General features: G+C 42.0%; 10 protein-coding genes. 5 read left to right on the top strand and 5 right to left on the bottom strand.

The annotated features are described in order from the left end of the window. Positions 1-246 (top strand): hypothetical protein (locus tag ACM0OY_RS25005; protein WP_414571523.1); only part of this gene is annotated, 246 nt, incomplete at its 5' end. A gap of 301 nt (positions 247-547) precedes the next feature. Here ACM0OY_RS25005 and ACM0OY_RS25000 read toward each other — a convergent pair. The 5 genes from ACM0OY_RS25000 to ACM0OY_RS24980 form a co-directional block, all read right to left on the bottom strand. Beyond that, positions 548-3,364 carry a glycoside hydrolase family 10 protein gene (locus tag ACM0OY_RS25000; RefSeq protein ID WP_414571522.1) on the bottom strand — a complete coding sequence of 939 codons (2,817 nt, stop codon included), beginning with the start codon at positions 3,362-3,364 and terminating at the stop codon, positions 548-550. Between the two features lie 147 nt (positions 3,365-3,511). Beyond that, positions 3,512-4,642: a mechanosensitive ion channel family protein gene (locus tag ACM0OY_RS24995; RefSeq protein WP_414571521.1), complete on the bottom strand. Its 1,131-nt coding sequence runs from the start codon at positions 4,640-4,642 to the stop codon at positions 3,512-3,514. Positions 4,643-4,647: 5 nt separating this feature from the next. Beyond that, positions 4,648-5,745 carry a mechanosensitive ion channel family protein gene (locus tag ACM0OY_RS24990; protein ID WP_414571524.1) on the bottom strand — a complete coding sequence of 366 codons (1,098 nt, stop codon included), beginning with the start codon at positions 5,743-5,745 and terminating at the stop codon, positions 4,648-4,650. A 1,125-nt stretch (positions 5,746-6,870) separates the two neighbouring features. Continuing rightward, positions 6,871-8,196 (bottom strand): TIGR03279 family radical SAM protein, encoded by a 1,326-nt coding sequence (locus ACM0OY_RS24985; protein WP_414571520.1) that lies wholly within the window; start codon positions 8,194-8,196, stop codon positions 6,871-6,873. Between the two features lie 189 nt (positions 8,197-8,385). After that, complete coding sequence (locus tag ACM0OY_RS24980) at positions 8,386-9,210, bottom strand: undecaprenyl-diphosphate phosphatase (RefSeq protein WP_414571519.1); 825 nt, start codon at positions 9,208-9,210, stop codon at positions 8,386-8,388. Positions 9,211-9,260: 50 nt separating this feature from the next. Here ACM0OY_RS24980 and ACM0OY_RS24975 point away from each other — a divergent pair, with 50 nt between their 5' ends. The 4 genes from ACM0OY_RS24975 (at position 9,261) to nadB (ending at position 13,468) form a co-directional block, all read left to right on the top strand. Continuing rightward, positions 9,261-9,410 carry a hypothetical protein gene (locus ACM0OY_RS24975; protein WP_414571518.1) on the top strand — a complete coding sequence of 50 codons (150 nt, stop codon included), beginning with the start codon at positions 9,261-9,263 and terminating at the stop codon, positions 9,408-9,410. Between the two features lie 252 nt (positions 9,411-9,662). After that, on the top strand, positions 9,663-10,442 hold the full coding sequence (locus tag ACM0OY_RS24970; RefSeq protein WP_414571517.1) for a DUF3120 domain-containing protein: 780 nt from the start codon (positions 9,663-9,665) through the stop codon (positions 10,440-10,442). A gap of 726 nt (positions 10,443-11,168) precedes the next feature. Then, entirely contained in the window at positions 11,169-11,597 is a 429-nt protein-coding gene (gene psbU / locus ACM0OY_RS24965) for a photosystem II complex extrinsic protein PsbU (RefSeq protein WP_073642642.1), read from the top strand. 206 nt (positions 11,598-11,803) lie between these two features. Further along, the gene (nadB, locus tag ACM0OY_RS24960) at positions 11,804-13,468 is read left to right on the top strand and encodes an L-aspartate oxidase (RefSeq protein ID WP_414571516.1); all 1,665 of its coding nucleotides are present in this window, start codon (positions 11,804-11,806) and stop codon (positions 13,466-13,468) included. Positions 13,469-13,573 lie beyond the last annotated feature (105 nt).

Here is a 13,573-nt window from a genome sequence, read left to right as displayed (position 1 = left end):
ACCACAGCAACATATCTTGCTGCCTACCTCCGCCCTAAGCTATTTTTCAAGCTAGTCCCTGAAGCTATAAGCTGTACAAGATCGCGCTTTGTAAAGCATCCCGCTAACTGTGAACAAGACCCGACCATAATACTTTTGCTCTGTGTTGCCATCAAAGCGATCGCATCTGATAGTGGTGTTTCCGGCACAACCATTAGCGGCGAACAGTCTATTACTGACTCTAAGCTTTCTAGCCCGAGAAACTGAGATAAAGCTTGCATAGATTATTACTATAGCTATTATCAAAAAATAGTTATCTAAAGCTGTTCACTTAAGCATTTTCTAATATTTTGACGCGAAAGAATTAGTAATCTTTGAAGTATAAACACTGGAAAAATAGTGTTAAGAAATACAAAGCGGTTTCTAGGTTAGTTGGGGATTGGGCATGGGAAGAGGCGGAGGGGAGAGGGGCAAAGGGGCAAAGGGGCACGGGAAGATTGAAGAAGGCAGCTATGCTAGAGGCAGAGGGCACTCCCTGTTTGGCCAATGCCCAATCCCCAATGCTCAGCTAACGCAAATCTATCCGCCTTTCGCCATAACGCAATAACCTTTCTATGGTTGCAAGCCGGTTTTCCCAGACTTTGACCTGATAGGAATTCGACTTTATTTCTTCCTTCATCAATACTCTAAATTGAGACTGGAAGCGAGTTAGGGAGGCTCTGGCTACTAGTAATTTACTCGCAGAAGGCGCGGTAGCAAGCTGATTTAAAGCAGTACGTAAAACTTCTGCCTGGTTATTAAAATCTGAAATTGTTCGAGCAGACATTGGCAATTGCTCATTTTGGAAAACAAATTTCCATTCCCGTTGCAGCGCAGTGTAACGAATAGCAGCAGTTTGAAAAGGCTGACGATGAGGAATAGGTTCAGCTGTAGTCGATTTAACTCTACCTTGGGTGCTAATAAAAAGTTTTTGTATTTCGTTGTTAAAATTCTCTGCGGCAAACAGAGCATAACCACTAACTGGCAAATCCCTTACCAATTGGAGTTGGTCGAATGCTCCAATTGTTGGCAAAGAAAGTAAGCGAATTCCTGGTACTAACAAGGTAGCCCCCAATTGTTTAGAGGCAATCCAGGGTTGAGCCAGTCGTTGAAACCGCGATGTATCCAGAGCATAAGTCATGGGAACGATTAAATCTACATCCCCTCGCCTTGCCCAAATTTCCCAGTTTTGTTGAATTTTCTCAATCCGTTCTGTTTGTGGCAAAGGAAAGACTGCAACCGACAAAATCAAATTTCCTCGCTTTTGTCGCAACTGTTGTGAGAGTTGGGCAACAAAGCTATCAACTTGTTCGGTGCGAAATGTCGTCCACTTTTGCCAAAGTTCTGGTTGACTGGGAGAAATATTTATTGGATCTACGCCAGTGAGTTGCTGGAACTGCGCTCTTGCAGCTTTACCATAACCATATATTCGACCTGCCAGTGGGTCTTGGAAGGGGTAACGAATGTAATCTAGCTGTAGACCGTCCACATCATAACGAGTGACGATTTCCTCATACAGCTTGAGTAAATACTGTCGTACTTCCGGGTTAGCTGGGTCTAAGAAGGGCTTGCTTTGCCCAACAGGAATGATGTTGCCCAGGTTATCGTAGTTTGCCCAATCGGGGTGAGCAGCCAGTACTGGCCCTGGGTAATTAGGATTAAGGTTGATAATTTCATTGTGACGTTGGTTGCCAGCGGCAAAAGTCCAAACCCAAGCGTGTAATTCCATATCACGCTCATGGGCTAGTTTGACTGCATCTGCTAGGGGGTCCCAACCGCGAATTAGTGGGTTTTGTTCTTTGGCGACTTGGCTGGGATAAATTGTATAGCCAGCATTAACAGTTTCAAAAAAGACGGTATTAATCCCGGTTGCTACCAGTCGGTCAAAAATCTCGGCTAGTCCCGCCTTGCTACCGGCACGGACAATGGTTGCTCGGTCTAACCAAACTGCCCGGATCTCTGGCTGAGCTAGTCTGCGATCTACAGGAAACTGCTGCCACAAAATTCTTTTTGCCACTAGCCACTGCTGACGAGCTAAAGCGTAATTTTTTTGGGCAATCAATTGAGGTAAGTTTTTGGCAATTAGTTTTACCTGTGCCAAGGCTTGCTCTTTGCTGGTGACTAGTGCCCCTGGTCTGGTTGAGGTAATTAAAGTTTGTTGTTTGACAGACTGGACATCTATGTTTTCTAAATTTCCAGAAGCTTCCCCAACCCCAGTAGCATTGGCTGATACTGCTAAATGGGCGCTTTCCACCCGACCAATCAGATTTTCTAACTCTTGCTGGAGAGCGATGGCTTCGTTTTGATTAATCGGCTCATTGGAGTTGGGTACAACATCTAAACGCACCGCTTCTTCCAATTGATCGATCGCCTCTTGGGAAGTTGGCGGTTTGACTACACCAAGTGCCCTTGGTTGGGGAGCAGTGGCAGTTTTTGGAGGAGGAGGGGAGACACGCTTAGGGGGAGACGCGGGGACGCGGGGCACAGGGGAAGTCGCAGTAAGTTTTTCCCCTCTACCCCCCTGCTCCCCTGCGCCCCTGCCGCCTTGCCCACCCGCCGCCACCACAGTCGTAGAGCAGCTTTGGGAAGCTCCTTCTATTTTTTTCATGCGATTTGATGGTGCTGGTGCCATCAAATAGTAATTGACGGTGGTTTTTAACCAAGCACTATCTAATTCTGCTGCTGAGGCTGTATCTGTTCCCCAGCGCCAGCCCAAAAATGTGGAACGTTCAGTTGTGACAACTGCGGCGGGATTATCTTTGGAATCCCAAATGGCAGGAGATTCGGTGCCCATGTCGTTGGGAATGACAACACCACCGCGCACTTTGCCAAAGAGTGCAGTTTCATTTGCCCATCCTGGGAGTTTGGTTTTTGCAGGTTTGATTTCTTGGGTGCCACTGAGGCTGAATCCCCAATAACCTCCTAAGAGCGATCGCAATAACTGGCGCACTCCTGGGGCTGACAAACTACCCGCAGGGCCACTGGCAATTAAGCGCCCTCCTTTACTCATCCATTCTTCTAAGGCGATCGCTTGGGTTGGGGTTAATGTTTCGACGTTTGGCAAAAATAATATCCGGCGATCGCCCCAATCTGCCACACTCTTTACATTATCTAGAGAAATTACACAATATTTCATCCCAATTGTTTGTAGGCGATCGGTTATCCCTGTCCATTGATTCGCATTTTCTTGGCTATGCACTACGCTCAACATAGGTTCTTCTGTTGCCGCCTTTACTGGTGAGATACTAAATAAATTTAAAATTATAATTTCCAAACCTAAAATCAATAATTTTGTAGTTTCTTGAATTTCTAAATTTATAATTTTTGGGCTTTTCTGATACTTCACCAGTCACTCCTTACTTAATGATTAATTAATTTACTTATTAATCATAATAAGTCATTAATACGTAATAGACTATTAGTAAAGCTACTTAGTGATTACGCCTAATTAATATAGCGGATGAAAAATTATCAAAAAACCCAAAAGGAATACTCAAATAGTTACAGGCGATTCTACATAAATTGTCGGTTCTTGCATTGTGAATTTAATTCCGTTTTTTACTAACTGTTTAGAAAATTTTTCATTTGCCAATTCCAATAGGCGCTTGCGTAATTGCAGAGAATTTTCACTAGAACCTAAAATAAAAAATGTTACTCTTGTGCGAGTGATTTGCTTTTCTTCATTGTGATTTAAAAAAGTAATACTAGTGCTGCCTGGATCGATACCAAATAAAGAGTTAGTACTTTCAATAATTACTTGCTCAACTAAAGCCTGTTCTCGTTCTTGGAGTAGCTCTAAAAAATCGAGGTAGAGTAAAACCATAATTTTCTTACCTCTAGTAATATTTTCAATTTCTAAGTTTGCCAATATTGAATTCGGAATAATAGACAAAGTGCTTTTAGCAGCAGTGCGAATTTTAGTTGAACGAATCCCAATTGACTCAACTCGCCCAAACAACCCTTCAGGAATTTGTTGAGATTTTTGTAAACGAATATATTCTCCCGGAACAAACGGACGATCCAAATATAAAACTATTGTTCCTAACAACTGTTCTAGGGTTTTTTGAGCGGCAAAAGCTACAGCTAATCCCCCAATTCCTAAACCAGTTAATAATCCAATTAAATTAAATTCTTGACTCTGGGCAAAAGCCAGGACGGCAATAAATCCAATGATCACATTTGCTAGAGTTTCAAATACTAAAAGCAATTCATCTACTTCTCTACCAAATTTACGCACTAACTCAATTCCATAGGCTCGAATAAATTGTCGGAATAAGCGAGAGGATAGCCAAGCCAAGCTAACAATTACAGCTAAATCTATAATTGTCGAAAGAAATCTATAGATAGATTGATATTCAACAATCCAGACTAAAGAGAATGAAATGAGAATTAAACTACCTGTGATTCTAAAGAGGTTTCTAATTGGATCAATTAAATTATTATAAATACTAGCAACTTGCTGCGGTGCAAAACGTCGAATGATAATTCGCAAAAATGTCGGGGTATATCGTCCTACCAGTAAAGACAGGAGAATAAAAATCAGAAAGACTCCAAAACTAGACAGCGCTGATATCGTGGTATCACGTTGTAGAAATTCCAGAATTATTCGTGAAATATTTTTCATCACTTTTAAATGGTAATGGGCGAGTCAACATAAATTGTTGGTTCTTCGATATCAAAAGCGATACCATATTGTTGTAAACACTCAGTGATGCTTTGAGTTGCCATATTTAGCAGTTGACGGCGTAATTCCATCGACACATCTCCAGAACCCAAAATAAAGAAAGTAACTTGTGCTTGGGTTGTCTCTATATCTGATAAATTATTGATAGTTTTAAAAGTGACTTCTGTATTCCCAGAATCAATGCCAAATATACCATTTGTACTGTCTAGAATAACCTGACGAATTAACGCCCGTTCTTCACTGCTAAGTGTTTGGCGAAAGGTCAAATAAACAATCGACATGACTTTTTTAGCACCAGTAAAGTTCTCAATATTCACTTGAGTCAGAGAACTATTAGGAACTATCATCACAGTTCCTTTTCCAGATGTTCTAATTCTGGTAGATCTTAATCCTATAGATTCAACTCGCCCAAAAGTCCCATCAGGAAGACCAATATAATCATCAATGACAAAAGGGCGATCGAGATAAAGAACAATACCACCTAAAACTTGTTCTAGGGTTTTTTGAGCAGCAAAGGCTACTGCTAAACCACCGATTCCTAAACTTGCTAGCAATCCTAAAAGATTGATTTGATGTGTTTGGGCATAGGTGAGAATTGCTAAAAAGATAATGATGAGATTAGCAACCCATTTCAACAGTATCAGTAGCTCACCACTGATTTTTTGTCCGCTTTTGAAAGCAGCATTTAATAAATAAAAATCGAAGAATTTTTGAAAGATTTGTGAGGCTAACCAACTAATGGCGATCGCCAAGGCTAAGCTAACAATAATTTCTAGCGGATTTGTCCAGCGATTATGAGGTAAAAAGGATACAAATAACTCAAAATTGGCAATTACAACTACCACAATTAATAAGTTGTGATTCGGCTTGATTAATTTTTGGTATACATCAGTAATTGGCAGAAAATTCAATTGTTTCACAAGTAAATTTGTCAGCGAAATCATTAGACGACCAAATATGAATATGCAAAATCCGACTACCAAACCTATGAACAAAATTTGTAGTTCTCTGTTTGTAATAACTTCTGGTAAAAAACTAAGCATTTCTCCACTTACTGTAGAAAGCATCCCAAATTTGTAAATTTACACTCATAGTGCTAGTGCTGAGCAACCAATAGGAACACATGAGTACTCAGCATAGCTAAACTTTTTCCAGTGGTTTTCTGTGGGTATCTCTTGGTTAAAGATTCACCCCAATTATTGATGGATTTGTTTTCAAGATGATATGATGCACTGCGCTCTTGAAGACTAAATTATTCTTCAGACTGTGCCAACTATTGAAATTACATTTGCAGAAGATATTGGAAAACGGTCAGAATCCAGAACACTGAATTGAGAAAACTTTGAGGCTTAAGCCTAATAATCAACAAGAAAATCGAGAATTCTATAGTACCCTTGATTTGTCAATTCACAACTGGATCCTAACTGCTTATTTCTGAATTCTTACGGTTGTTGTATCTATCAAATTAGTCATTAGAGTTTTGAGAAAACTCTATCCACAGATAAATGCTCGATAAATAGCCTACCGCTACAATACAGATAGTTAAGATGAAGTTAAAATCGGTCATTACATTCAATCCAACGTAAAAGTGGGCAGCAAGTTTACAAATAGGAGTTTGTAAGCTTGCTATTTTACGCCCAAACTTTTGGATGCAAAAAAATGAGTTTTTAGTCCAAAAGCTTGGACTAGGTAAACTTAATGAGGTCGCTCAATCGATGAAACTTCGTATTTAGAAGGATAGCCTAAATATGACTAACCACAGAAGCTATCTATTTAAAAATTGACCACACAAACACGTACAGTTTGTGGACTGCTTGCTCTCAATTCTATTGAGGCAAGTGGCTTAAAAGGGGTAATGAATTAAGCTCGTTTTGCTTTTGATTAGGAATTTTAGATTTTAGATTGGCTATTTGAGATTTTTTTGGCTGATAATTGACCCTGGTGAGTGAAACAAGTCCAAAATCCAAAATCCAAAATCATCAACTAGTTAGCTTTGTTTAGCTGACTAGCCTAATTGTCTGCACGCTATTGCTATATTTACCTATTGACTCCCAGTCTACACCACAAGGCATCAAAAGACTAGGCAAAAAATTAATTTTTCAAAACAAAGAAACACAACTTGCAGAATTTTTTTAAATTGTATAGGCTGGAGAGTTAACAACAGTAAGTTAAGCAATACAGGTATTAATTAAATCTTCAACCCCTGCCACTGGTAAGATATTTGTCTTCAGTTTGCTTGCTAATTCTTCAACGCTCATATCATCTAAAAATACCAATTCACCATGCTTTAACATGACCTTTGGTAGCAAGATGCCATCACCTAAATCTTGTCCTGCTAAATTTAAAAGTAAGTCATGGCCAGTTAGTAATCCCGTGACACTAATATCTTGTCCCCAGTAATCACTAGATAAAGCACGCATATTTACTTCTAAGCCTTCAACTAGATTTAAACGCTTCAAAATCGGTTGAAATGCTTTTTCCACAGTGTTACCAACTACCCAAGTAAACTTTCTCTGTGGATAGACTTTTGGCGGTAGTAATTCTGCCGCTGCGGTGGCAAATTCTTTAATAAATAACTGAATTGAACCAACACCGTTATCAATTTGGGGATATTCTTCATATTCTGATTCGCTTGGTAATTCCTCACCCGCAATCAAAAACCACTCATCAGCTAACCAAGCAACGCTAGAGTCGAATTTTTGGCGAAATTCTTGCGAAAGCATTTTGACTTGGGAAATCACTTCTTTAGCTTTTTCCCTAGTTACAGGTGTGAGTTCATCTTCTTGGGGACGAAACCGTGTCAAACCAACAGGTACAACTGCCACTGATGCCACCGTAGGCACTTCACCAGTATAAAACGAAGCTAAATCTTTGAGAGTTCGTTCGAGATGTTCGCCATCATTGATGCCTGGACAAACAACGACTTGAGCATGAATTTGTAGTCGCCTTTGTTGAAACCACTTGAGTTGTTGCAAGATTTGTCCTGCACGGGGATTCTTTAGCAATCTAATTCTGACTTCAGCCTCCGTGGCATGAACAGAAACATACAACGGCGACAAACGCATTTGTTCAATGCGCCGCCATTCTCTTTCTGGTAGATTGGTGAGGGTAAGATAAGAACCGTACAAAAAGCTCAGACGATAATCGTCGTCTTTCAAATACAAACTAGAACGCTTACCCGGTGGCTGCTGGTCGATAAAGCAAAACGGACAGCGGTTATTGCACTGAATTAAGCCGTCAAAGAGGGCAGTTTCAAATTCTAGCCCCAAATCTTGGTCGTAGTCTTTTTCGATTTCAATCTGATGTGTTTTACCAGCAGTGTCTAAAACTTCTAGTTCTAAAACTTCATCAGCGCATAAAAATTGATAATCAATTAAATCACGGGGACGCGTACCGTTAATTGCAACGATCGCATCCCCCGCTTCAAAACCAATCTCTGCGGCTATAGAATCAGGTAGTACTCTGGTAATGCGGGCAGGTTGAATGGTAGACATGGGCATGGGGCAGGGGGCAGGGGCATGGGGCATTGGACTAATGACTATAGGACTTACGCACTGAAGCCTAAAACCCTGATCCCCCCGATAAATTGGTAGGAAGTCTAAAGCCCCCTTTTTAAGGGGGTTGGGGGATTTGAGTGCGTAAGTCCTAGACTAATGACCAATGACTAATGACTATTATCTAATTTATCCTTGCCAACCTGCTGCGATCGCTAATAAAATAGCACTCCCGAATGCTAATCTATACCAAACAAAAATCAAAGTATTTTTAGTTGCTAAGTATTTGATCAAGAATGCAATTGATAAATACGAAAATATAAAGGTTGAAATAATTCCTACAATTAACAGTGCAACAATGTTATCTGGTAACTGTTGGGCTTGAAATAATTTGAAAATTTTCAGACTTTTATATAGGGTTGCAATAGTCAGAGTGGGAAACCCTAATAAAAATGAAAATTTTGCCGCTGTAGCGCGTTCTAATCCTAAAAATAACCCAGTTGTCAACGTCGAACCAGAACGAGAAACACCAGGAATCAAAGCAAGTGTTTGTCCTAATCCCACTAAAATACCATCCTGAATCTGCAATGAATCGAAACCTCGCTTGCGAGTACCAATTTTTTCTGCCAAACCTAGTAAAAGTGCCATGATAATTGACATGATGGCAATAATTAAGGCACTCTCAGGGATAATGTCTTTCAAAAGAAACCCGACAATTAAAGCAGGCAATGTTCCAACTGCAATACCTACAATAATTTTCCATTCTTCGCGTTCCCAGTCTTTCTGTTTTAGTGCTTCAATTCCACCTTTGACAACACTAGAAATCAACGACCAAAAGTAACCTAAAATTGCGATAACACTGCCAAATTGAATTGCATCGACAAAATCTTTAGAACCTAGCTCTTTCCAACCAAATAGCTTTGTCACAATCAGCAGATGTGCAGTGCTACTGATTGGTAAAAACTCTGTAACACCTTGAACAATACCTAAAATAAAAGCTTGAATAAACTCCATAATACCTTTTTCCTATTCTAAAAAAGAGAATGAACATTGTTTAAGTAACGATGTTACTTTATATACTTTTACCTGCACCTAATCTTCTCGAAAATTCAATTTTACCGATCGCTAACACCATCCAAGACGCTGACCATGTTCTTACACCCATCTCCATAAGTCAACGCAATTTTGGCAATTCATCAAACTTTAATATTTAGCCGACCAGAAGAAGACAAGGGAACAGAACACAATACTGCTCGCTTTGTGAATTCTCAACTCGCAATTGGGTTCGGGGTAAAGGTTAAAAGTTTTTTCTTTCCCCCTTTTCCCTTAACCGGAGTTTTCTCCCCTTGTCCTCTTCAACAACGCCAGCCCTTGCCGAAATTTGAGTATAATCTAAATGCCCCGGGGGGGGATTTTAAAGTGTGATATCTTAAATAAGGTAAAGTTTAGTAACAAATATTAAAACGTTGTTTAATAATACATTGTCTTCATACACCGCTTCTATCCCTCCCCTGGATACCGAATTAGATGTGTCTAGTATCAAGCACAGGGATATCAAAAAATTGGAATCTACACTCTCATCTTCTCCCTCTCTGCCTTTATCTATCTCCTCTCGACAAACATGGCTGGTATTTGCGGCGGCAGTATTTTTGGTATCAGTGCCTGTATTTATAGAAGCACCAATAGTGCGATCGCTACCAAGTTTGAGTTTAGCCCTGACAGGATTTTGGGTATGGCTGAGTTTTAGATTAATGTCACGTCCTGGAACATATGTCTGGGGGGATTTGCTTTTTGGGTTTAGCTGGAGTTGGTTAGCAGGAGCAATTTACTGGGGTTGGTTACGTTGGGAACCTTTATGGCATCTACCAGTGGAGTCTATCGGCTTACCATTTGCTTGTTGGTGTTTGGCAAAAAATTGGGGCAAGGTGGGTAACTGGTTTTATTTAGGTTCTTTACTCGGTACAGTTTTAACAGATGTATATTTTTATATTGTGGATTTAATGCCCTATTGGCGGCAAATCATGAACGCAGATGCAGATAACACGTCAAAAATTTTACAAAACGCTTTAATACAAGTACAAACACCTTGGGGACAAGCTTGGGCAATAATTCTGGCTCTAGTGCTGTTAACAGTGGGAATTTTATCCTTAGGTCGAACCCAAAAACATTGGTATGCCTTTGGTGGCGCAGTTTTAAGCACAATTTTGGTAGACAGCTTATTTTTGCTAGCGGCGATCGCAGCGTAAAAATAACAAAACTGTTACCAGATGAATCTACAGCAGACTAGTGATGATGCGGTAGAACATTGTTTAGTTAAGAAATATTACAATAATTATCTGACAGCCTAAAGTCGCCCTAACTAGAGTTCGCGGTATTGGACATGCCAAAATCTCCTATGCGCTTGGGATGTAGAATCAGCCAGCCAAAAAGATTTTGTGCAGCCAGGAATGATACCGTAGTCTGTAGATACAAGGCTATTGCGGCTGGAGCAGGCACTCTTACCACTGGGAAAAATTTTTAGCAAAACTACAGTCAAACCCAGTAACAGTAAATATTGTGGATATTAATACGCTGTATATTAGTTTCTGATGACTGCTGTGTTGATTAAGCTATCAGGTTTTGTCCCTTGTCCTTTGTCCTTTGTCCTCTAGCGTAGACGCATTACCGGTGAGGCTGCCCCCATCTTGGCGGTTTCCGTCGATGGGGGACTGCCGAACCCGAAGGGTCTTGGGGATTTCCACGCCACTTCCTTCAACGGGGGAAACCCTGCAACGGAGTGGCTCCCCATAAGCGACTGCTATTAGCGCAGCGTTAGCGAGGTACGAGCGTCACCCGGAGGGCTTCCCGCAGGGTATGACCAATACTTCTCTACGAGACGCACTCGCGTTCGCTCAGTACAAGTGACTTAATGACTGCTGACTGCTGTTAGCTTAAAAATTTATTTCTGTTTGATGGAAAGAGGTAGAAAAATCGTGAAAGGATTGGTGCGTTTATTAACAGTGTTTAGTTTGTTACTTGGTTGCTGGGGATGGTTGGGAACAACTCAGATAGCCCAAGCTGCTAGTTTCAACAGTTTTGCTTTTCCCCAAGTGCCAGTTTTGGCAATTGAGCGGCAGAACAGCGCAGACAAGAAGTTAGCAACGGAATTCGGTAAAAAAATTGATTTGAATAATACCAATGTCCGAGCTTTTCAACAGTATCCAGGGCTTTATCCGACCCTTGCGAAGCTCATCATCAAAAATGCTCCCTACCAAAGCGTAGACGATGTATTGAATATTGAAGGATTGAGCGATCGCCAAAAACAAACCCTGCAAGCCAACTTCGATCACTTCGCCGTAACAGAACCAGAGTCTGCCTTCAACGAGGGAGACGATCGGTTTAACAACGGCATCTACAGATAACTGCACAATTGCAGCTAATGTAGCAAATAGTAGCCCACTCCTGATTCTAGGGAGTGGGATATTGTATTAGAGATAAGGGGGATGAGGAAGTGTGGGGAGTGTGCGGAGTCTGGGGAGATGATAAAAAAGCTTCCCACACCTCCCACACCTCTCACCCTTCCCACCCCTCCCCCACTTCCCCACCCCCCCTCCCCCTCCCCCTAACCTTGCCTCAGATAGATATTCCTAGCCAATTTGATGTTTTAGTAGTCGGTGCTGGTGCTGCTGGACTCTACACAGCACTGTGTCTACCAGAGTCATTACGAGTCGGCTTGATTACTAAAGAAACTGTGGCTTTGTCCGCCAGTGATTGGGCACAAGGTGGTATTGCCGCAGCAGTCGCCCCGGAAGATTCTCCCACGCTACATATTGAAGATACGATCCGGGCAGGTGCAGGTTTATGCGATCGCGCTGCTGTAGAATTTCTCGCCAAACTTGCCCCTAGCTGCATTCAATCTTTAGTGAACTTGGGGGTTGCTTTTGACCGTCATGGTCAAGCTTTGGCTTTAACTTTGGAAGCCGCCCATTCTCGCCACCGCGTTCTGCACGCCGCAGACACCACAGGGCGAGAAGTTACCACCACCCTCACCGCCCAAGTTCTGCGCCGCCAAAATATTCAAGTCATCCAGCAAGCTTTGGCTTTGAGTTTGTGGATTGAACCCCAAAGCCAGCACTGTCAGGGAATTAGCCTATTTTATCAAGGTAAAATCACATGGGTAAGAGCTGGTGCTGTGGTACTAGCAACAGGTGGCGGCGGTCAGGTATTTGCCCAAACCACTAACCCGGCTGTGAGTACAGGTGATGGCGTAGCGATCGCGGCTCGTGCTGGGGCTATCCTCCGCGATTTAGAATTTGTCCAATTCCATCCCACTGCCCTGACCAAACCTGGTGCCGACCGCTTTTTAATTAGCGAAGCTGTACGCGGCGAAGGGGCACACCTGATCGATAATGAAGGGCGGCGTTTTGCCTTTGACTACGACCCAGCCGGTGAACTCGCGCCCAGAGATGTTGTTAGTAGAGCGATTTTTAGCCATTTACAACATACTGCCCTCGATCCCGCCACTGCCCATGTGTGGTTAGATATGCGCCCCATCCCCGCCGACAAAATTCGTCATCGCTTTCCCAACATCATCAAAGTTTGTCAGCATTGGGGTATCGATGTCTTCAGTGAACCAATTCCTGTAGCCCCTGCTGCCCATTACTGGATGGGTGGGATTGTTACGGATTTAATGAATCGCACGAATATTGCTGGTTTATACGCAGTGGGTGAAACCGCAAGTACTGGGGTGCATGGGGCAAATCGCCTTGCCAGTAATTCCTTACTAGAATGTATTGTGTTCGGCGCCCAGATGGCTAATATTGAATTGGCAGATATTGGGCTACCGTTAGAAACACCAGCACTACCATTGCAGAAATTTACTGCTAATGCCAGCGAGTGGCAGACTCAGCAAACACAGCTAGAAACTCTCAGGGAAAAGTTACCCCGCCTAGTGTGGCAACATGCTGGTATTTGCCGGGAACAGTCAGGATTAGAAACTGCGATCGCCACTGTAGAATCTTGGCAGCAAGATTTGGCTACCTTACCTTTAACTCAATTTTTGCTAGCTTTACGTCCAGGAGAACCAGCTAGTTTTGACATCCCAGATGTTGAAGCTCAATTGCGACTTTGGGCAGAAACCCGGAATTTATTAGATGTAGCTTATTTAATTCTCAAAAGTGCTGCTTTTAGAACCGAAAGCCGCGGCGGACATTACCGCTTAGATTATCCTCAACCAGATTTAAATTGGCAAGTCCACACACTTGTACAAACAGACCACTGGTGGAAATCTTGAGTATTACTTGAGATTTCTGGGACGGGTTTCTAGTCAAGTTGCTGACCACAAGAGGACAAGGGGAGGAGTAGACGCGGTGAGGTAGTCCCAGACAAGCGCGATTTC

The sequence above is a fragment of the Nostoc sp. CCY 9925 genome, assembly GCF_963920935.1.
Lineage (GTDB): Bacteria > Cyanobacteriota > Cyanobacteriia > Cyanobacteriales > Nostocaceae > Nostoc.
Note: the sequence above shows the minus strand (reverse complement) of the source record. Positions and strands in the feature narration are given on the sequence as shown.

Excerpts from the sequence above, each read along its gene's own strand:
- ACM0OY_RS24995 (WP_414571521.1), bottom strand. The coding sequence starts at position 4,642 with ATGAAAAATATTTCACGAATAATTCTGGAATTTCTACAACGTGATACC.
- ACM0OY_RS24990 (WP_414571524.1), bottom strand. The coding sequence starts at position 5,745 with ATGCTTAGTTTTTTACCAGAAGTTATTACAAACAGAGAACTACAAATT.
- ACM0OY_RS24985 (WP_414571520.1), bottom strand. The coding sequence starts at position 8,196 with ATGTCTACCATTCAACCTGCCCGCATTACCAGAGTACTACCTGATTCT.
- ACM0OY_RS24980 (WP_414571519.1), bottom strand. The coding sequence starts at position 9,210 with ATGGAGTTTATTCAAGCTTTTATTTTAGGTATTGTTCAAGGTGTTACA.
- ACM0OY_RS24975 (WP_414571518.1), top strand. The coding sequence starts at position 9,261 with ATGTTACTTTATATACTTTTACCTGCACCTAATCTTCTCGAAAATTCA.